This is a genomic window from Streptomyces sp. NPDC088254 (assembly GCF_044740925.1).
Lineage (GTDB): Bacteria > Actinomycetota > Actinomycetes > Streptomycetales > Streptomycetaceae > Streptomyces.
In genome coordinates this window covers 343,010-360,617 of sequence record NZ_JBIURQ010000008.1, presented here as the reverse complement: position 1 = coordinate 360,617, position 17,608 = coordinate 343,010, and the positions used below count along the sequence as shown (strand labels likewise).

19 protein-coding genes and 1 tRNA gene are annotated in these 17,608 nt (G+C 73.4%); 9 read left to right on the top strand and 11 right to left on the bottom strand.

The genetic code is table 11. The features are described 5' to 3' along the window. The first annotated feature begins 125 nt into the window (after positions 1–125). Positions 126–1,061 (top strand): NADP-dependent oxidoreductase, encoded by a 936-nt coding sequence (locus ACIOC0_RS24535; RefSeq protein ID WP_402157532.1) that lies wholly within the window; start codon positions 126–128, stop codon positions 1,059–1,061. Positions 1,062–1,390: 329 nt separating this feature from the next. On the opposite strand, the gene ACIOC0_RS24530 is transcribed toward ACIOC0_RS24535, so the two are convergent. From ACIOC0_RS24530 to ACIOC0_RS24515, 4 genes are read right to left on the bottom strand one after another with little or no spacing between them, the layout of a single operon-like run. Continuing rightward, positions 1,391–1,801, bottom strand: a complete 411-nt coding sequence (locus ACIOC0_RS24530; RefSeq protein WP_402157529.1) for a DUF202 domain-containing protein — start codon at positions 1,799–1,801, stop codon at positions 1,391–1,393. Then, a complete protein-coding gene (locus ACIOC0_RS24525; protein ID WP_130444139.1) occupies positions 1,798–2,196 on the bottom strand; it encodes a YidH family protein in 399 nt (132 codons plus the stop codon). The genes ACIOC0_RS24530 and ACIOC0_RS24525 overlap by 4 nt, the downstream gene beginning before the upstream one ends. Then, positions 2,183–2,698, bottom strand: a complete 516-nt coding sequence (locus tag ACIOC0_RS24520) for an NUDIX hydrolase (protein ID WP_402157528.1) — start codon at positions 2,696–2,698, stop codon at positions 2,183–2,185. Before ACIOC0_RS24520 ends, ACIOC0_RS24525 begins: the two co-directional genes overlap by 14 nt. A 19-nt stretch (positions 2,699–2,717) precedes the next feature. Continuing rightward, positions 2,718–3,614 carry a DMT family transporter gene (locus ACIOC0_RS24515; RefSeq protein ID WP_402157525.1) on the bottom strand — a complete coding sequence of 299 codons (897 nt, stop codon included), beginning with the start codon at positions 3,612–3,614 and terminating at the stop codon, positions 2,718–2,720. Between the two features lie 435 nt (positions 3,615–4,049). On the opposite strand from ACIOC0_RS24515, the gene ACIOC0_RS24510 reads away from it, so the two are divergent. Genes ACIOC0_RS24510 through ACIOC0_RS24500 form a run of 3 tightly spaced genes read left to right on the top strand, consistent with a single transcriptional unit; the run spans position 4,050 to position 6,444 of the window. Next, on the top strand, positions 4,050–5,057 hold the full coding sequence (locus ACIOC0_RS24510) for a hypothetical protein (protein ID WP_402157524.1): 1,008 nt from the start codon (positions 4,050–4,052) through the stop codon (positions 5,055–5,057). Between the two features lie 51 nt (positions 5,058–5,108). Then, positions 5,109–5,834 carry a molybdopterin-dependent oxidoreductase gene (locus ACIOC0_RS24505; protein WP_402157522.1) on the top strand — a complete coding sequence of 242 codons (726 nt, stop codon included), beginning with the start codon at positions 5,109–5,111 and terminating at the stop codon, positions 5,832–5,834. Beyond that, the gene (locus tag ACIOC0_RS24500) at positions 5,818–6,444 is read left to right on the top strand and encodes a cytochrome b/b6 domain-containing protein (RefSeq protein ID WP_402157520.1); all 627 of its coding nucleotides are present in this window, start codon (positions 5,818–5,820) and stop codon (positions 6,442–6,444) included. The genes ACIOC0_RS24505 and ACIOC0_RS24500 overlap by 17 nt, the downstream gene beginning before the upstream one ends. Positions 6,445–6,565: 121 nt before the next feature. Here ACIOC0_RS24500 and ACIOC0_RS24495 read toward each other — a convergent pair whose 3' ends face one another. Continuing rightward, complete coding sequence (locus tag ACIOC0_RS24495) at positions 6,566–7,963, bottom strand: GntP family permease (protein WP_402157519.1); 1,398 nt, start codon at positions 7,961–7,963, stop codon at positions 6,566–6,568. A 204-nt stretch (positions 7,964–8,167) separates the two neighbouring features. Then, a complete protein-coding gene (locus tag ACIOC0_RS24490; RefSeq protein WP_402157517.1) occupies positions 8,168–8,683 on the bottom strand; it encodes a gluconokinase in 516 nt (171 codons plus the stop codon). Positions 8,684–8,813: 130 nt separating this feature from the next. Here ACIOC0_RS24490 and ACIOC0_RS24485 point away from each other — a divergent pair, with 130 nt between their 5' ends. Further along, positions 8,814–9,515, top strand: coding sequence for a FadR/GntR family transcriptional regulator (locus ACIOC0_RS24485; RefSeq protein ID WP_356681641.1), 702 nt, complete (start codon positions 8,814–8,816; stop codon positions 9,513–9,515). A gap of 9 nt (positions 9,516–9,524) precedes the next feature. Here ACIOC0_RS24485 and ACIOC0_RS24480 read toward each other — a convergent pair whose 3' ends face one another. Both ACIOC0_RS24480 and ACIOC0_RS24475 read right to left on the bottom strand, forming a co-directional pair. Continuing rightward, entirely contained in the window at positions 9,525–9,959 is a 435-nt protein-coding gene (locus tag ACIOC0_RS24480; RefSeq protein ID WP_402157516.1) for a YchJ family protein, read from the bottom strand. Positions 9,960–10,091: 132 nt separating this feature from the next. Continuing rightward, positions 10,092–10,176: transfer RNA gene (locus tag ACIOC0_RS24475), tRNA-Leu, on the bottom strand. A gap of 181 nt (positions 10,177–10,357) precedes the next feature. On the opposite strand from ACIOC0_RS24475, the gene ACIOC0_RS24470 reads away from it, so the two are divergent. The 3 genes from ACIOC0_RS24470 to ACIOC0_RS24460 all read left to right on the top strand — a co-directional run bounded on the left by ACIOC0_RS24470 (position 10,358) and on the right by ACIOC0_RS24460 (position 13,116). After that, on the top strand, positions 10,358–11,686 hold the full coding sequence (locus tag ACIOC0_RS24470) for a M20/M25/M40 family metallo-hydrolase (RefSeq protein ID WP_402157515.1): 1,329 nt from the start codon (positions 10,358–10,360) through the stop codon (positions 11,684–11,686). A gap of 169 nt (positions 11,687–11,855) precedes the next feature. Further along, on the top strand, positions 11,856–12,089 hold the full coding sequence (locus ACIOC0_RS24465) for a chaplin (RefSeq protein ID WP_402157513.1): 234 nt from the start codon (positions 11,856–11,858) through the stop codon (positions 12,087–12,089). A gap of 145 nt (positions 12,090–12,234) precedes the next feature. After that, a complete protein-coding gene (locus ACIOC0_RS24460) occupies positions 12,235–13,116 on the top strand; it encodes a chaplin (protein ID WP_402157511.1) in 882 nt (293 codons plus the stop codon). Between the two features lie 78 nt (positions 13,117–13,194). On the opposite strand, the gene ACIOC0_RS24455 is transcribed toward ACIOC0_RS24460, so the two are convergent. Next, a complete protein-coding gene (locus ACIOC0_RS24455) occupies positions 13,195–13,383 on the bottom strand; it encodes a DUF5703 family protein (RefSeq protein ID WP_130444161.1) in 189 nt (62 codons plus the stop codon). Between the two features lie 47 nt (positions 13,384–13,430). Here ACIOC0_RS24455 and ACIOC0_RS24450 point away from each other — a divergent pair, with 47 nt between their 5' ends. Further along, positions 13,431–14,111, top strand: coding sequence for a hypothetical protein (locus ACIOC0_RS24450; RefSeq protein WP_402157508.1), 681 nt, complete (start codon positions 13,431–13,433; stop codon positions 14,109–14,111). Between the two features lie 87 nt (positions 14,112–14,198). Here ACIOC0_RS24450 and ACIOC0_RS24445 read toward each other — a convergent pair whose 3' ends face one another. Beyond that, positions 14,199–16,445, bottom strand: coding sequence for a helix-hairpin-helix domain-containing protein (locus ACIOC0_RS24445; protein WP_402157506.1), 2,247 nt, complete (start codon positions 16,443–16,445; stop codon positions 14,199–14,201). After that, positions 16,442–17,428 carry an aldo/keto reductase gene (locus ACIOC0_RS24440; RefSeq protein ID WP_130444167.1) on the bottom strand — a complete coding sequence of 329 codons (987 nt, stop codon included), beginning with the start codon at positions 17,426–17,428 and terminating at the stop codon, positions 16,442–16,444. Before ACIOC0_RS24440 ends, ACIOC0_RS24445 begins: the two co-directional genes overlap by 4 nt. Positions 17,429–17,608: the final 180 nt, after the last annotated feature.

Genomic DNA, 17,608 nt, shown 5'->3' with positions numbered 1-17,608 from the left:
GAAGGCCGGCCATGGCGTACCTCTTCCGGGGTACGGGGGTGACGACGGACAGGCCGCCACGCGAACGGCACATCTCGGGGCATCCGGGCTTGCGTGGCGATCGAGCACCCCGGAGGGTCGGTGGCATGAAGGGCATCACATACAACCGGTACGGCGGGCCCGAGGTCCTGGAGTACGGGGAGGTGCGCGACCCCAAGGTCGGGCCCGACTCGGTCCTGGTCAAGGTGCGGGCTGCGGCCGTCAACCCCGTCGACTGGAAGTGCCGCGAGGGCTACCTCGACGCCGTCCTCGACGCCGTCTTCCCGGTGATTCCCGGCTGGGACGTCGCCGGTGTCGTCGTCCAGCCCGGAGCCGCCGTCACCGAGTTCGCGGTCGGCGACGAGGTCATCGGCTACGTCCGCGAGGACTTCCTCTCCCGGGGGACCTTCGCCGAGTACGTGGCCGCTCCGGTGCGCACCCTCGCGCGTAAGCCGCGCAACCTCACCTGGGAGGAGGCGGCGGGCCTGCCGCTGGTGGGGCTCACCGCCTACCAGGTGCTGACCAAGGCGCTGGAGGTCAAGCGCGGCGACACCGTGCTGGTCCACGCGGCGGCCGGCGGCGTCGGCTCGGTCGCCGTGCAGATCGCGCGCCATCTCGGCGCGCGGGTGATCGGCACGGCGAGCGAGTCCAACCACGACTTCGTGCGCTCGCTGGGCGGCGAACCCGTGAGCTACGGCGAGGGCATGGCCGAACGGGTGCGCGGGCTGGCGCCCGAGGGCGTGGACGCCGTCTTCGACACGATCGGCGGCGACACCCTGAAGGCCTCCGCCAACCTGCTGGCCCCCGACGGGCGCCTCGCCTCGATCGCCGACGGCGACGTCGCCGAGTACGGCGGCCGCTACTGCTTCGTCCGCCCCGACACCGAGGACCTCACCCGTCTGGCGGAACTGGCCGAGCAGGGCGTGGTCTCGGTGCACGTGTCGGAGACGTTCCCCCTGGAGCGCGCGGACGAGGCCCACCGGCGCAACCAGGAGGGCCGCACCCGGGGCAAGATCGTCGTCACGGTCGACTGGGAGTCCTGACATGCTCCTCGTCCTGAAGGGACGAGGATTCTGGCCTTCTCCACCGGTTGCCGTGCCGCTGTGCGGCACGGTTTCCGGTCGGGAATCCGCGGCTTCCTGTCGAACCGGCCGATCTTGACCAGGGTGCGCCCGTACCGTTCTGCCTTGTGCGCGAGCATGTCGATGAACGATGCCCAGCCGGCGTCGTGCACGGACTTCGCCAGTCTGTCCCTCGCCGACGCGGCCTGCTGCGTGATTCGCTCAACCCCCGCCTGAAGGCCGGAGCGCTGTGCGAATGCATTCCGGTAGCGGGCCGGGTCCTCTGACGGCCGCCCCCAGCGCGGCCGCCGTCAGAGGACCAGCACCGCCCCGCACACGGCCACCGCGACCGTGCACAGCGCCGCCAAGGCGGCGTGCCGAGGGCTCAGGGCCGGCGACTCGGCGACCGCCGTGGTCTGTACGGGCCCGTCGGCCTCGGGGGGCCGCCCGGCCCGGACACCCCCGGCGGCCGGCCCCGCCCCCGGGAGCCGCTCGCCCTGACCCGTCCCGGTGAGCCCGCTGATCCGGCGGTGCGCCAGCAGCAGGAAGCCCAGCCAGGCCGCGCAGCACAGGGCGCACGCCACGACCCCCGCGGCCGACACCCCGCCGTGCAGCGCGGCCCTCCCGGCCAGCACGGCCGCGACGGTGCTCGACAGCGTCGTACGCCGCCACGCGAGCCGGGTCCGCTCGGGCTGAAGGCCGGGATCGCGCCCGCCACTCACCCGTCCCACCCGAGCAGCACGACCACGACCATCGCGACGGCCACCACCGCGACGACGACGCCCAGCAGCGCGGGGAACCGGGAGGCCGGCAGATCCTCGCCCCGCCGCATCGCCCGCTCGCACCGCACCCAGTGGTTCACCGCCCGCAGCGAGCACAGCACCCCCGCTGCGAGCAGCGCGAGCGCGAGACCCACGCGCCACCCCCACGGCAGGTCGGGCAGGAACTGGTCCACCGCGAACCCGCCGCCGATCAGCGCGAGCGCCGTCCGCAACCACGCGAGGAACGTCCGCTCGTTGGCCAGCGAGAAGCGGTAGTCGGGCGTCCGCCCCTCCTCCCTGACGCCCTCGGGCGCGAACCACAGCCGGACGTTGCGCACGAACTCATCGCCGGGCACGGAACTCCTTGAGCCGGTCGTACGCGGCGAGACCGTCCGGCACCCACCGCCACTCGGTCAGACGGCGCTCGATCTCCTCCTCGGTGAGGAAGCTGTGCCAGGCGACCTCCTCCACCTGGGGGCTGACCGGCAGCTCGCAGCGGACCTCGTACACCGCCGACCACCAGGTGCGGCCGTCCCCGCCGTCGTACAGGAACTTGAAGAGGAACCGGGGCCGGTGCAGCCCCGCGACGCCCAGCTCTTCCTCGGCCTCACGCAGGGCCGCGTCGTCGTAGGCCTCACCCGCGCCGACCACCCCGCCGACGAACATGTCGTGGAGGGAGGGGAAGACCAGCTTGTCCGCCGTGCGCCGGTGGACGAAGACCCGCCCCTCGGCGTCCCGCGCGAGAACGAACACGCACCGGTGACGCAGCCCCCGGGCATAGGCCTCCCCGCGCGGGGACCGTCCGACGACCTGGTCCGTCTCATCGACGATGTCGATGATCTCGTCAGCAGCACTCATACCCCCATCCAACCAGGGGCTACTGAGGCTGCAGATCGCGGAAGCGTTCGCGTTCCGCCCCGCCCTGCGGCATCGCGGGATGCAGACCCAGCAGGACGATGCCCACCACGACCGCCGCGAGACCCGCCGACTCCCACGCCAGCGCGCCCGTGTCGGTGCGCAGCCGGTCGCCGAGGAAGCCGACTCCGCAGGCGATCCCGGCGAGCGGCTGCGCCGCCGTCAGCGCGGGCAGCGACATCCGCAGCGGCGCGGTCTCGAAGGCGCTCTGCACCAGCACCAGGCCGGTCACCCCGAGCGCCAGCACGGCGTACGGCTGCCAGCCGCTCAGCACCTCCAGGAGACCGCCCTCGCCGAACCGCTCGCCGCTCACCCGCGTCAACGCGTCCTGGACGCCGTACAGGACCCCGGCCGCCAGGGACAGGAACACCGGGGCCGAGGACACGCTCGCGTGCCGCTTGGCGTACCCCGTGAGCAGCAGCGCCGCACCGACCATCAGACCGATGATCAGCCAGTGCCGCAGCGGATCGGTGACCGCGGTGCCGCCGCGCGGCTGGCCCGCCACGATGAACGCCGTCACCCCGCCCGCGAGCAGCAGCAGCCCCGCCCAGCCCTGCCGGCCCAGGGGCTGTTTGGTCTGGTGGCGCGAGAGGGCCAGCGCGAACAGCAGGTTCGTCGCCAGCAGCGGTTCGACCAGGGAGATCTCGCCGTTGCCGAGCGCGACCGCGCCCAGCGCCATGCCGGCCACCATCAACGCGATGCCCCCCAGCCAGCGCGGCATCCGCATCAGGTCGAGCAGCAGCCGGGGCGAGAGGAAGTCGCCGAGGGGAGCCTTCTGGGCCGCGCTCTGCTGGAGGACGAAGCCGAAGCCCAGGCAACAGGCCGCACTCACGGCGAGAACCAGAACCACAACCGACACGCTGCGTACCTCGATCATCGGGTCGGGCCACGGGAGACGCGGTGGCCGACTTCAGTGTCCCAGCGCCTTCGGCGGCTGTCCCTGGGAATCGCCCTCAAGGACGCTCCCGGGAGCAACCCGGGGCCGGGAGCCTGACGCGGTCGCGGCACACCCGACGGGACCGGCGCGGGGTCCGGGGCCGTGGGCGCGGGGCGGCCGTACCGCCATGGTCCGCGACCTCGGCGGCCCGCGCCATGGCGTACGCCACATCCGCTTTGCCGCAACCGCTTCCACCAGCGAGGAGTGTCACCAAGTCCCTTCTACCATGCGGTAGTTGACACCTGTCAGATGGCCGGGCTCCTTGACGGTAAGCGCTCGCTGACGTTTGGCTGTGCGCTGATCGGCCGTTCGCGTGCCGACACCAGGCCCGTCACGAGGAGGGTGAGAAGACCCCCGGTGCCACTGATCCCGCCCCCGCGCACGCCCCGCCCCGGACCCGAGGCCCTCGACGACACCGAGCTGGCCGCCGCCCGGACCGACCTCGCCGAGGGCCGCTGGCAGACCGCCCGCTCCCTGCTCGCCCGCACCGGCGACGACTGGGACCGCCGCGGTCACCGCCTCACCGTCCTCGCCCTCGACCCGGCCGCCGTCCCGCACGCCCAGGTGTGGCTGCGCGCCGAACCCGGATCCGCCGACGCCACCGCCCTGCTCGCCCTCGCCCGGGCACGCCGCGCCCTCGCCGACGCCGAGGACCCCGCCGCCGCCCGCGCCGCCTGCCGGGACGCCGCCGCCCTCGCACCCGCCGACCCCACCCCCTGGCTCGGCCTCCTCCAGCTCGAACACACCGGCGGCGCCGACGCCGTAAGGATCTTCGAGGAGATCAAGACCCGGCACCGCGACCACCACCACGCCCACCACCTGATGGTCGCCCTGCTCGCCGAACGCCGGGCCGCCGCCGGCCCCGACCCGCTCCACGAGGTCTACGCATTCGCCACCCGGGCCGCCGAACAGGCCCCCGCCGACTCGCCTCTCGCCATCCTCCCCGTCGTCGCGCACGCCGAGCGCTACCGCGTCCTCGCCGTCCGCGGCCTCGCCCCCGCCGACCCGGCCACCGCACCCCACTGGCGCGACCACCGGTCCGGCGCCGTCATGAGAGCCGCCTTCGACTGGTGGCTCGAATGGGAGCACGACGACCACCCCCGCCGCCTGATCGACCTGAACTACCTCGCCCACGCCAAGATCTGCGAAGGCCGGCCCGCCGAGGCCGCCGCCCTGTTCCACCGCATCGGCGACCACGTCACCCCCGCCCCCTGGTCCTACCCCGACCGCGACCCCTACGCCGCCTTCCGCGCCGCCCGCAGCCGCTCCCTCGGCACCCGACTCCACCTCCTGCCCGCACGACCTCCGGCCGGGACACCCCCTACGGGCAGCGCCACCCCCGCCGCCTCCTTACAAAGTCCTTAACGGCACCGGAAACCCTGGCCCCGCGGTCCCCCCGAGTGCTCGAATGGAAAGGTGAATCCCGAACCGCCCGAGGAACGGGGCGCGCCCATGGGCCGCCGCGTCTTCCTCGGCACGCTGGGCCTGGGCGCCCTCGGCGTCTTCGCCGCGCCCACCCTCCAACGCGGCCTGGAGGACTTCCTCGGCGGCGCCGCCGACAAGGACCCCACCGGCCTCACCGGGCTGCTCCCCAACGGCGGCGGCTTCCGCTACTACTCCGTGGCCTCCTCCGTCCCGCACAAGGACGCCGGGTCCTACCGCCTCACCGTCGACGGCCTCGTCGACCGGCCCGCCGCCTACACCCTCGCCGACCTCAAGGCCCTGCCGCAGACCCGCGTGGTCAAGGACGTGCAGTGCGTCACCGGCTGGCGGGTCCCCGGCACACCGTTCGAAGGCGTCCGTCTCTCCGCGCTGCTCGACGCGGCCGGCGTGCGCGCCGGCGCCGGCGCGGTCCGCTTCACCTGCTTCGACGGCGTGTACTCCGAGAGCCTCACCCTCGCCCAGGCCCGCCGCTCCGACGTCCTGGTCGCCCTGCGCATGCGGGACGAGGACCTCGGCCACGACCACGGCGGCCCGGTCCGCCTGTACGTGGCCCCCATGTACTTCTACAAGTCGGCCAAGTGGCTCTCCGGTATCACCGTCACCGAGAAGGTCCGGCCCGGCTACTGGGAGGAGCGCGGGTACGACGTCGACGCCTGGGTGGGCCGTTCGAACGGGCGGGACGATGAGCCTACGAGCTGACGCCCCGCCGGCCGCCCCCGCCCGCGTCCACCGTTTCAGCCGCGCCGAACGCTGGATCCACCGCACCACGGCCGTCCTGATGGGCGTCTGCGTGGTGACGGCGTCCTTCCTCTACGTCCCCGAGCTGGCGCGGCTCGTCGGTCGCCGCGAGCTGGTGGTCCGCGTCCACGAGTGGGCCGGCCTCGCCCTGCCCGCGCCCGTCCTGGCGGGCCTCGCCTCCCGCGCCTTCCGCGCCGACCTCGGCCGGCTCAACCGGTTCGGTCCGCACGACCGCCGCTGGCTGCGGGCCGCCCTGCGCCGGGACCGGCGACGCGCCTCCCGCCCGGCCGGCAAGTTCAACGCGGGGCAGAAGGTCTACGCGTCCTGGATCGCCGGGGCCACGCTGGTCATGCTCGGCACCGGGCTGCTGATGTGGTTCACCCACCTCACCCCGCTGGTCTGGCGGACCAGCGCGACCTTCGTCCACGACTGGCTGGCCCTGACCGTCGGCATCGTCCTCGCCGGCCACATCGGCATGGCCCTCGCCGACCCCGAGGCCCGGCGCGGCATGCGCACCGGTTCAGTGAGCGAGGAATGGGCCGAGCGCGAGCACCCGTTGTGGCGCCGGTGACGCGGCAGCCACCGTGGTGCCGGTGACCGGGATGCGGAGAGGCGCCGGTGACCGTAACGCGGAAGGGGCGCGCGGACCACCCGCACGCCCCTGACGCCCTCTTGGGGGTTCGCCCCTACCTCTATATGACCAGCGACAACAGCAGCACCAGCCCGCCGGCGACCACGGAGATGATCGTCTCCATCACCGACCAGGTCTTGATGTTCTGCCCGACGCTCAGCCCGAAGTACTCCTTCACCAGCCAGAACCCGGCGTCGTTGACATGGCTGAAGAAGAGCGAGCCGGCGCCGATGGCCAGGACCAGCAGGGCGGCGTGGGCCGTCGACATGTCGGCGGCCAGCGGGGCGACCAGCCCGGCCGCCGAGATCGTCGCCACCGTCGCCGAACCGGTGGCCAGCCGGATCGCCACCGCGATCAGCCACGCCAGCAGCAGGGCCGGGATCGACCAGTCCTTGGAGACGTCCAGCACCATCTGCCCGACGCCGCAGTCGATCAGCGTCTGCTTGAAGCCGCCGCCCGCGCCGACGATCAGCAGGATGCCCGCGATCGGCGCGAGCCCCTTCTCGACGAGCTGCGAGACGCGCTCCCTGGAGAACCCGGCCGGCCTCCCCAGCGTGAAGATGCCCACGAGCACGGCGGCGAGCAGGGCGATCAGCGGCGAGCCGACGACGTCGAACACGCGCTGCACGGTGGTGTCGGGGTCGTCCACGACGATGTCGACCAGCGCCTTCGCCAGCATCAGCACCACCGGCAGCAGGATGGTCGCCAGCGTCGCGCCGAAGCCGGGCCGCCGCTCCAGTTCCTCCGACGGCCGCTGCGGGATCATGCGGTCCGGGGCCGGGACGTCCACCCAGCGGGCGGCGAAACGGGAGAAGACCGGGCCGGCGATGACGACGGTCGGGACGGCCACGAGCACGCCGAGCGCGAGCGTCACCCCCAGGTCGGCGCCGATCGCGTCGATCGCGACCAGCGGGCCGGGGTGCGGCGGCACCAGCCCGTGCATCACGGACAGACCGGCCAGCGCCGGGATGCCGATCCGCATCAGCGAGTAGTTGCCCCGCTTGGCGACCATCAGCACCACCGGGATCAGCAGCACCACGCCGACCTCGAAGAACAGCGGCAGACCGATCACCGAGGCGATCAGCACCATCGCCCACGGCATGGAACGGCCGCCCGCCTTGGCGAGGATGGTGTCGACGATCTGGTCGGCGCCGCCGGAGTCGGCGAGCAGCCTGCCGAGGATCGCGCCGAGCGCGATCAGCACGCCCACACCGGCGACCGTGGTGCCCAGCCCGGTGGTGAAGCTGGCTATGGCCTTGTCCAGCGGCGCCCCGGCGAACGCGCCGAGCGCGAGCGAGCCGATGGTCAGCGCCAGGAAGGCGTGAAGCTTGAACTTGGTGATGAGCAGGACGATGAGGGCGATGCCCGCCAGCACGGCGATGCCCAGCTGCGCGTGGCCGGCCGAGGTGATGGGCTCGGCCGAGTCCGCTGCCAGCATCTCGACGCTGAGTCTGGTCACGGGGGTTCCTTGCAGATGCGGGGACGGGGGAAGGGGGTGGTGCGAGTACTACGGGTACGGGGACTACGGGTATGGGGGACTACGGGTACGGGTGCTTCGGGGTACTACGGGTGCGAGGAGTGCAAGCGCCGGTGGTACTACGGGCACGCAGGGACTACCGCTACGGGGGGTGCCCGCGGGTCCTACCGCTCCGGGTGCCTCCGGCTATGACGCGTCCGGAAGCTCCGCCAGGGCCTTGGCGGCCCGCTCGGTGATCTCCTCGGGGGAGCCGGAGACGTCGACCGCCGCCCCGGCCTCGTCCGCGCCCAGCGGCTGGAGCGCGGCGAACTGGGAGTCGAGCAGCGCGGTCGGCATGAAATGCCCCTGCCGCTGCCCCATCCGGTCCTCGATCAACGCCCGGTCGCCCGTGAGGTGCACGAACACCACACCGGGCGCGGCGGCCCGGAGCCGGTCGCGGTAGGACCGCTTGAGCGCCGAGCAGCTGACCACCCCGCCGAGCCCTGCCCGCCCGTGCGCCCAGGCGCCGATGGCGTCCAGCCACGGCCACCGGTCGTCGTCGTCGAGCGGGGTGCCGGCCGACATCGTGGCGATGTTCGCCGGCGGGTGGAAGTCGTCACCCTCGGCGTACGGGACGCGCAGCCGGGCCGCGAGCAGGGGACCGATCGTGGTCTTGCCCGTGCCGGCGACGCCCATCACCACGACGACATGCGGGGTGCGCATCTCTGCCTCACTGTCTTCCTCGACACCTGATGTCGACGACACTGAAACGCATTAGGTACGACGAATTCAAGAGACTGTGACAAATAAGTCTGACTTTTTGAGTCCTTGATCCACCCCGTACGCTGAGTGCATGACCACTCCGGGCCGGGGTCTGCACGGCCGAGTACTGGACGCCCTCGGCCCCGCGATCACGGCGGGCGACTACCCGCCGGGGAGCGTGCTGCGGACCGACGAACTGGCCCAGCGCTTCGACGTCTCCCGCTCCGTGATGCGCGAGGCGGTCCGCGTGCTGGAGTCCATGCACCTGGTCGAGTCCCGCCGCCGCGTGGGCGTCACGGTCCGCCCCAAGGCGGAGTGGAACGTCTACGACCCACAGGTCATCCGCTGGCGGCTGGCCGGCGCCGACCGGCCCCACCAACTGCGCTCGCTCACCGTGCTGCGCTCGGCGATCGAGCCGGTCGCGGCGGGCCTGGCAGCCCGGCACGCCACGGCGGAGCAGTGCGCCGAACTGACCGAGTGCGCACTCGGCATGGTCGCGAACTCACGCGGCCACAGGCTGGAGGGGTACCTCTTCCACGACGTGGCCTTCCACCGGGTGATCCTCACGGCCTCCGGCAACGAGATGTTCGCCCGCCTCGGCGACGTCGTCGCGGAGGTCCTCACCGGCCGCACCCAGCACGAGGTCATGTTCCACGACCCCGACCCGGCCGCCGTCACCCTGCACGTGCAACTCGCCGAGGCGGTCCGCGAGGGCGACGCCGAGCGCGCGGAGCGGCTGACCCGGGAGGTCACCGCGGGCGCCCTCAAGGAACTGGACATCCTCGCCCCGTAAGGCCGAGGGTCAGGCCGTGTCCGGGAACTCCCCGTCCACGTACACCCACGCTCCGTCCACCCGCTCGAACCGGCTCCGCTCGCGCAGTGACCCGCCCCGGTACGACGCCCGGAACTCCACCACGCCGGTGGAGTGGAACGCGGAGCCCTCGGCCGTGGCGAGGATCTCCAGGCCGGTCCACCGCGTGCCGGGATCGAGGTCGAGCCCCGCAGGCCGGGTCCGCGGATGCCAGGTCCGCATCAGATAGCCAGCGTCGCCCCGCACGAAGGCGCTGTACCGCGAACGCATCAGCGCCTCGGCGGTCGGCGCGACGGCCGCGCCGGAGTGGAAACGACCGCAGCAGGCCTCGTAGGCCTCGGGCAGACCGCAAGGACAGACGGCGGCAGCGGCGGCGGCACGGGCGGGCCGGGCCGGACGCCCGGAGCGGGCGGTACGTCGGGACATGCCCACCATTGTGCCGGGCGCCCGCACCGAGCCACCGAAGGGCTCCGGACCCCGACGAGCGCGGCCGTGACACGCCCCCGGACACGACTGAGGGCCGCGACCTCGACGGTGGCGGCCCTCACTCATCTTCAGTGTCCGAGGGGGGACTTGAACCCCCACGCCCGATAAAGGGCACTAGCACCTCAAGCTAGCGCGTCTGCCATTCCGCCACCCGGACAAGGTGTCTGTCGTGCGGGTTTTCCCCGCGGCGACGACGTAAACATTACCAGGCTTTCGAGGGTGCCCGATCACGGGCCGGGCGTGAACGGCGTGTGACGGGCCGGGAGCGCTCTTGGGCGAGCGGCGGGGGAGAGGGAGGATGAACGGGACCACCAGCAGTGACAGCGGGAGGAAGCAGCGTGAGCGCGACGGACGACACGGCCAGGGGCGTCACCGGCGAGGACGAGGTCGTGGACCTCTGCCGCGACCTGATCCGGTTCGACACCAGCAACTACGGCGACCACTCGGGTCCGGGTGAGCGCAAGGCGGCCGAGTACGTCGCCGAGAAGCTCGCCGAGGTGGGGCTGGAGCCCCGGATCTTCGAGTCGCACCCGGGCCGCGCCTCCACCGTGGCCCGCATCGAGGGCACGGACCCGAGCCGGCCCGCGCTGCTCATCCACGGCCACCTCGACGTGGTACCGGCCAACGCGGCCGACTGGACCCACGACCCCTTCTCCGGCGAGGTCGCCGACGGGTGCGTGTGGGGACGGGGCGCCGTCGACATGAAGGACATGGACGCGATGACCCTCGCGGTCGTCCGTGACCGGCTGCGCTCGGGCCGCAGGCCCCCGCGCGACATCGTGCTCGCCTTCCTCGCCGACGAGGAGGCCGGCGGCACCTATGGCGCACGCCACCTCGTCGACCGCCACCCGGAGCTCTTCGAGGGCGTCACGGAGGCGATCAGCGAGGTGGGCGGCTTCTCCTTCACCGTCGACGACAAGCGGCGGCTCTACCTGATCCAGACTGCCGAGAAGGGCATGCACTGGATGAAGCTGACCGTCGCCGGCACCGCCGGGCACGGCTCGATGATCCACCGTGACAACGCGATCACCGAGCTGTCCGAGGCCGTCGCCCGCCTCGGCCGGCACCGCTTCCCCGTACGGGTCACCAAGACCACCCGGGCCTTCCTCGACGAGCTCGGCGACGCGCTCGGCACCGAACTGGACCCGGAGGACATGCAGTCGACGCTCGCCCGGCTCGGCGGCATCGCCAAGCTCATCGGCGCGACCCTGAGCAACACCGCCAACCCGACGCAGCTGGGCGCCGGTTACAAGGTCAACGTGATTCCCGGCGAGGCCACCGCCCACGTCGACGGCCGCTTCCTGCCCGGACACGAGGAGGAGTTCCTCGCCGACCTGGACCGCATCCTCGGCCCGAACGTGCGCCGTGAGGACGTGCACGCCGACAAGGCCGTCGAGACCACCTTCGACGGGGCGCTGGTGGAGGCCATGCAGTCCTCGCTGCTCGCCGAGGACCCGACCGCGAAGGCCATCCCGTACATGCTCTCCGGCGGGACCGACGCCAAGTCCTTCGACGACCTCGGCATCCGCGGCTTCGGCTTCGCCCCGCTCAAGCTGCCGCCGGAGCTGGACTTCGCCGGCATGTTCCACGGCGTCGACGAGCGAGTGCCGGTGGACGGGCTCCAGTTCGGCGTGCGGGTGCTCGACCGCTTCATCGACGCGTCCTGATTCCTCCCGCTGAATCGACACTTCGGCATTCGGCCGCCTGTACGGACATGACTGGGACGAGTGAATGCGCCGATAAGCGCGTAGCCCCACTAATTCCTCCTCGTTACTGGTGATGCGATCCGCTGCTTGGGATCGCTTTGCCGACAAGGTTTGCCAACAAGGAGGAACAATGATCAAGAAGGTCGTCGCCGCTGCGGCTGCCACCGGTGGGCTGGTTCTCGCGGGCGCGGGCATGGCCGCCGCCGACTCGGGTGCTCAGGCCGCCGCCGCGCACTCCCCGGGTGTCGTTTCCGGCAACGTGATCCAGGCGCCCCTGCACATCCCGGTGAACGTCTGCGGGAACACGATCTCGGCGATCGGTGCGCTGAACCCGGCCTTCGGCAACGCCTGCCTCAACAAGTGACCTCGACCCGCTGAGGGGTCCGTCCACACCGTCGGCTCCGGAGCGCACGCCATGCGCTCCGGGGCCTACCGGTCTTTTTCTCGAGGCATTCCTTGTCGGCGTGAAACGCCGAAGACATTCGACGAAGAAAGCAAGGGATTCAGTCATGCGACAGGTCACCCGCAAAGGCCTCATGACCGTGGCGGCCGCCACGGGCGTGATCGCCGCCGCAGGCGGCTACGCCCACGCCGACTCCGGTGCGCAGTCGGGCGCGTCCCACTCGCCCGGCGTGCTCTCGGGCAACACCGTCCAGGTGCCGGTGGACGTGCCGATCAACGTCTGCGGCAACACCGTCAGCGTCATCGGCGCCCTCAACCCGGCCATGGGCAACGCCTGTTCCAACCGGAGTGACCGCGGCGGCCGGTCGGAGGGACGCGACGGCGGCCACTCCGGTCACGGCGACCGGGGCGGCTACGGCGGTCACGGCGGCTACGGCGACCAGGGCGGCTACGGCGGCCACGACGACCGCGGCGGCCACGGCGGCTCCCGCGCGCACGGCGGCTACGGCGGCGCGCACGCGGGCGGCCACACCGAGGGCTCGCCCGGCATCGGCTCCGGCAACCACGTCCAGGCGCCCGTCCACGTGCCGGTGAACGTCTGCGGCAACGGCATCGACGCCGTCGGCATCCTCAACCCGACCATGGGCAACCGCTGCGACAACGACAGCCGCCCCGCCCCCGACTGGGACTACGGCACGCCGCCCGGCGGCGAGCACCAGCCCCCCGAGCCCGGCAACCAGAACCCCGGCACCCCGACCACCCCGACCAACCCGGGCACCTCCAGCCCGACCACGCCCGAGGGCAAGCCGTCCACGCCGCGCCACGTGACCCCGGCGGACTCCTCCACCGCACACCGGCCCGCCGGCCCGGCCACCGCACAGCTCGCCACCACCGGCAGCGAACTCCCGCTGGGCCTCGCCGTGCCCGTCGGCGCCGGCGCGCTGCTCGCGGGCGCGGTCCTCTACCGCAAGGCGCGCCCCCAGGCGTAGCCGGCACCCCCACGGCACCGCGTACGACGGAGCGGGCCCCGCCTCGGCGGGGCCCGCTCCGTTCGCGTCATCCTCGGCTCACCAAGTGGCCCGCACCTGGCGGATGATCCGTCGCCTCAACCGCACCCTGCGGCTGCCGTCCCGCAACAGGCTCAGACGGTGCAGCTCCCAGTTTCCGTACTCCGCGTGGTCCGTCAGCAGTCGTGTCGCCTCGCTGCGGGACACCCCGCGCGGTACGTACACGTCGACAAATTCGTATTCCGGCATCGCATCTATTGTGCGGTCTGGGGCCCGGTACGGATAGCGTCTGCACTATGTCTGATGCTGCGCAGCCCACCGCTGCCGAGGTACGCGCCGCCGCCGAGGCGGTCAAGACCGCGCTCGACCGCCACCTGGCCGCGGTCGAACGCAGGACGGGAGAGGACGACCAGGCCGTCTACGAGGCCTTCAACCAGCTGGCCGCGGCCGCCGAGGCGTACGACGAACTGCTCTACGACCGCTACGACGAGGTCACCCCCTTCGAGATCCCCGCCGCGGAGGACGCGCTGCCGCCGTACGCGGGTCCCGAGGAACCGAACGCGCTCAGCGTGCTGATCCGCCGCGACTACTCCGTGGCGGAACCGCAGCGGCTGCTGGCGCAGGCCCAGCGGGTCGAGGCGGCGGAGTCCGACGGCGCCGGCACGGACACGGAGGCCTCCGGCACCGTCCACGGGGCGCTCGGTCTGCTCTTCGGCGAGTTCGAGCCGGACGAGATCGCCTCCCGGCACAAGGAGTTCGGCCTGGAGGAGGGCGACTCCACGCTCTGGGTCGTGGCCGCCGACGAACCGGCCGACCCCGGCGACTGGCTGGAGACGCCGTTCGACCAGCCCGACCCCGAGCAGGTGGTGTGCCGCTTCGACGTGAGCTCGGTCTTCGACGACGAGCTGGACGACGTGGACGACGACACGGACGACGAGGGCGCGGCGCCGCTGGACGGGCATCGCGCCGACCGGTGACGCCGTGAGGCAGTACATGACGTGACGCGCGCGGTGACGGCGGCGGTCGACGGCAGGGGAGACCCGCCGTGACCGCCGCCGTCCGCGTCAGCCCGCCGCCGGCACCTGGGCGCGCAGCAGCGCCGGCAGCCGCGTCGTGCGGGGCTTCGGCCCGACCTCGGCGACCGCCCGGGGCAGGGCCTGCTCGACCCCGTGCACCACGGACAGATGGCGCTCCGCGCACCCGAACGCCGTGTACACCCAGGGGCGGGACAGGGCCTGAGCCGCGTCGCCCGGCAGCACCACGACCGCCGCAGGCCACCGGCCGCCCACCGCCTGGTGCGCCGTGAGCGCCCACCCGTGCCGCACCGACTGCTCCACGCGCTCCTTCGGCACGACCACGGCGGTGTCCGCGCAGGACAGGTGCAGGCCGTCCGCGTCTGCTCCCACCACCTGACCCGGCACCGTACGGCCCGGCGCGGGCGTGTACGCGATCCGGTCGCCGGGGTCGAAGCCGCCGAAGCGGCCCGGGCCGGGGTTGAGGCGCTCCTTGAGCGCCGCGTTCAACGCGCGTGTGCCCGCCGCGCCACCGTGGCCCGGGGTGATGACCACCGCCTGCTCAGGGGCGATGCCGAAGGCGCGCGGCACGGAGTCCGCGACGACCTGCACGGTCCTGTGCACGGCCTCGCCCGCGTCGCGCACCGGCACGATCACCAGCTCCTTGCCGGGCGCCTCGACCTGGTTCAGCTCACCGACGCCGATGCCCGAGGTCAGCTCGCCCAGCGGCCCGGGGTCGGGCGTGCGCGAGGCGATCTGCGGGCACACGCGCGCCGCGAGCAGGTCGGCGAAGACCCGGCCGGGGCCGGCCGACCACAGCAGCGCCGGGTCCCCGCCGAGCACCAGCCGCGCCCCGTCCGGCAGGGACTCCACCAGCACCGCGGCGCTCTCCACGTCGAGCTGCGGCGTGTCCGGAAGGATCAGCAGATCGAGGGCCAGGGCGCCGTCGGCGTCCCGGCCGGGCCCCTCGGCGCCCGTGAGCAGACCGGCGACGGTGACCACGTCCCCGCCCGGCTCCTTCAGCAGGGCGGCGAAGCGCCGCCGCCCGTCCGGGGTGTGGCACGCGGCGACCGCGCGCAGGCCGAGAGACCGGGCGGCGGCGAGCAGGGCCGCCGGCTCGGCGCGGGCGGCCTCGCCGCCGGTGTGCAGCACCAGTCCGTGCCCGGCGACCGCGCGGATCAGCTCGGCCGCGCCGCCGGACGCCCCCGCCACGGCCTGCTCCCACCGCGCCGGGGCGTCCTCGGCCGGCGAGGTGGCCACCCGGGCCAGGCCGTCGGCGAGGCTCTCCTCCGCGAGCGCGTACCGCTCCAGCCCGACCAGGACCCGGACCGGACGAGCCTCCTCGTCCCCCTCCTCGCCCTCCCTGGACGCGTCGGCGGGCTTCGTGGCCCCGGCCTCGTCCAGGGCGTCCTGGAAGACGAGGGCCTCGCCCTCGGCGAGGGTGCTCTGCACGGCCGCGTCGGCGTCCCGGACGCCCTGCCTGCCGAGCGCGGTGGTCAGCGCGGGCAGCTCCAGCGCGGTGTGCCCGGCCAGGGCGGCCTGCTCCAGAAGCCACACCGTGACCGCGCGGGCGCGCCGCTCGTCGTCGGGCGCGCAGTCGGGGCCGAGCAGCGCCCGCGCGAAGCCGTCGGCCTGCTCCGGCCGGACCCCCGGGACACGCAGCAACTGCCAGGGATCCTCGGCCAGCGTCTCCCCGGCGCCCTCGCCGAGCACGGCCGCGACCTGCGGCGCGAGCGACTCGGGGGCGCCCGCGCCGGTGAGAACGCGGCGCACGGCCTCCACGGTCTCCGGCGCGGGCCCCTGAGGGGCGGGCGCGGGGGCGGGCTGCGGGCGGCGCACGGGTTCCCGGGCGGCGGGGCGGCGCGGGGCGGGTTCGGGGTCGGCGAAGACCGTGGCGGCCGGTTTCGCGCCGCCTTCCACGGCCCGCACCGCGGCGAGCAGATCGGCGGCCTTCCCGCTGAGCTTGCCGCCCGCCTCGACGGGCCCCTGCCGCTCGGCCTTGCGCCGCTCGATCCGCTCCCGCTCCACCTTCTGAGCGGCGAGCTCCGCCTCGGCCTCGGAAACCTGCCCCTCCTCACCCTCGGCCCGAGCGTCCGCCGCAGGCTCCGCGGGCTCGCCGGGCGGTGCGTCGACGGCGGGGGCCGCGGCCTCCGAGTCCGCGGTGCTCTCACCGGTTTCGGTGACCTCGGTGGACTCTGCGGTCTCGGCCGGCGTCGGTTCCGTCTGCGAAGGGCCCGTCTCCGGGGTGGCCGGCCCGGTGGGCGCCTCGTGCTCCGGGGGGTCCGGCTCCGTGCTCACAGCGTGCTCCAGTCGTGATCGGGATAGCGGTGCACCGGCGCCGACACATCGTCGAGCGCGCGGCAGATCTCGTCAGGAAGACTAAGGGCCTCCACTGACAAAGCCCCCGTGAGCTGCAGCGCGTTGCGCGGGCCGATGATCGGCGCGGTCACGCCGGGCCGGTCGCGGACCCACGCCAGGGCCACCTGCAGCGGGGTGACCGCGAGCCCGTCCGCCGCAGTCGTCACCGCGTCCACGATGCGACTCGCCGTGTCGTCGAGATAGGGCTCCACGAACGGCGCGAAGTGCTCGGAGGCGCCGCGTGAGTCCGGGGGCAGCGCGTCGCCCCGGTACTTGCCGGTGAGCACGCCCCGCCCCAACGGAGAGGACGGCAGCAGCCCGATGCCCAGATCCAGCGCGGCCGGCAGCACCTCCCGCTCCACGCCCCGCTGGAGCAGCGAGTACTCCATCTGCGTGCCGGCCAGCCGGGTGCGCGTGCCCGGCGCTGCGAGCTGCCAGGTCGCGGCCTTGGCGAGCTGCCAGCCGCAGAAGTCGGAGACCCCGGCGTACCGGGCGCGCCCGCTGGCCACCGCGATGTCGAGCGCCTGGAGCGTCTCCTCGAGCGGCGTGTCCGGGTCGTACGCGTGCACGTGCCACACGTCGACGTGGTCGGTGCCGAGGCGGGCGAGCGAGGCGTCCAGCGCGGCGAGGAGATGCCCGCGGGAGCCGTCGAAACGCCGGTCCGGGTCGGGCACGCTGCCCGCCTTCGTGGACAGGACCAGATCCCGGCGCGGGATCAGCCCGTCCATGAGCCGCCCCAGCAGGTACTCGGCCTCCCCGTCGCCGTACACGTCCGCGGTGTCGACGAGGGTGCCGCCCGCCTCCCAGAACGTCTTCAGGAGGTCCGCGGCGTCATGCTCGTCGGTGTCGCGGCCCCAGGTCAGGGTGCCGAGCCCGATCCGGGACACGCGCAGGCCCGTACGGCCGAGATGCCTCTGCTCCATGGACGCCGAGATTACTGGCCAGAACTGGGCCATGGGTTGCCTGTGGACAACGGTTCCGGCCGCCGCGCCCCGGATCGGCGCAGGCCGGAGGCCCGCCCGGCGGACGCGACCCTCGCCACACCGACCTGACCCGGCGGGCGGCCCCGCGCTACTGTCTCCGGGAACAGCGTCGTTACTGAT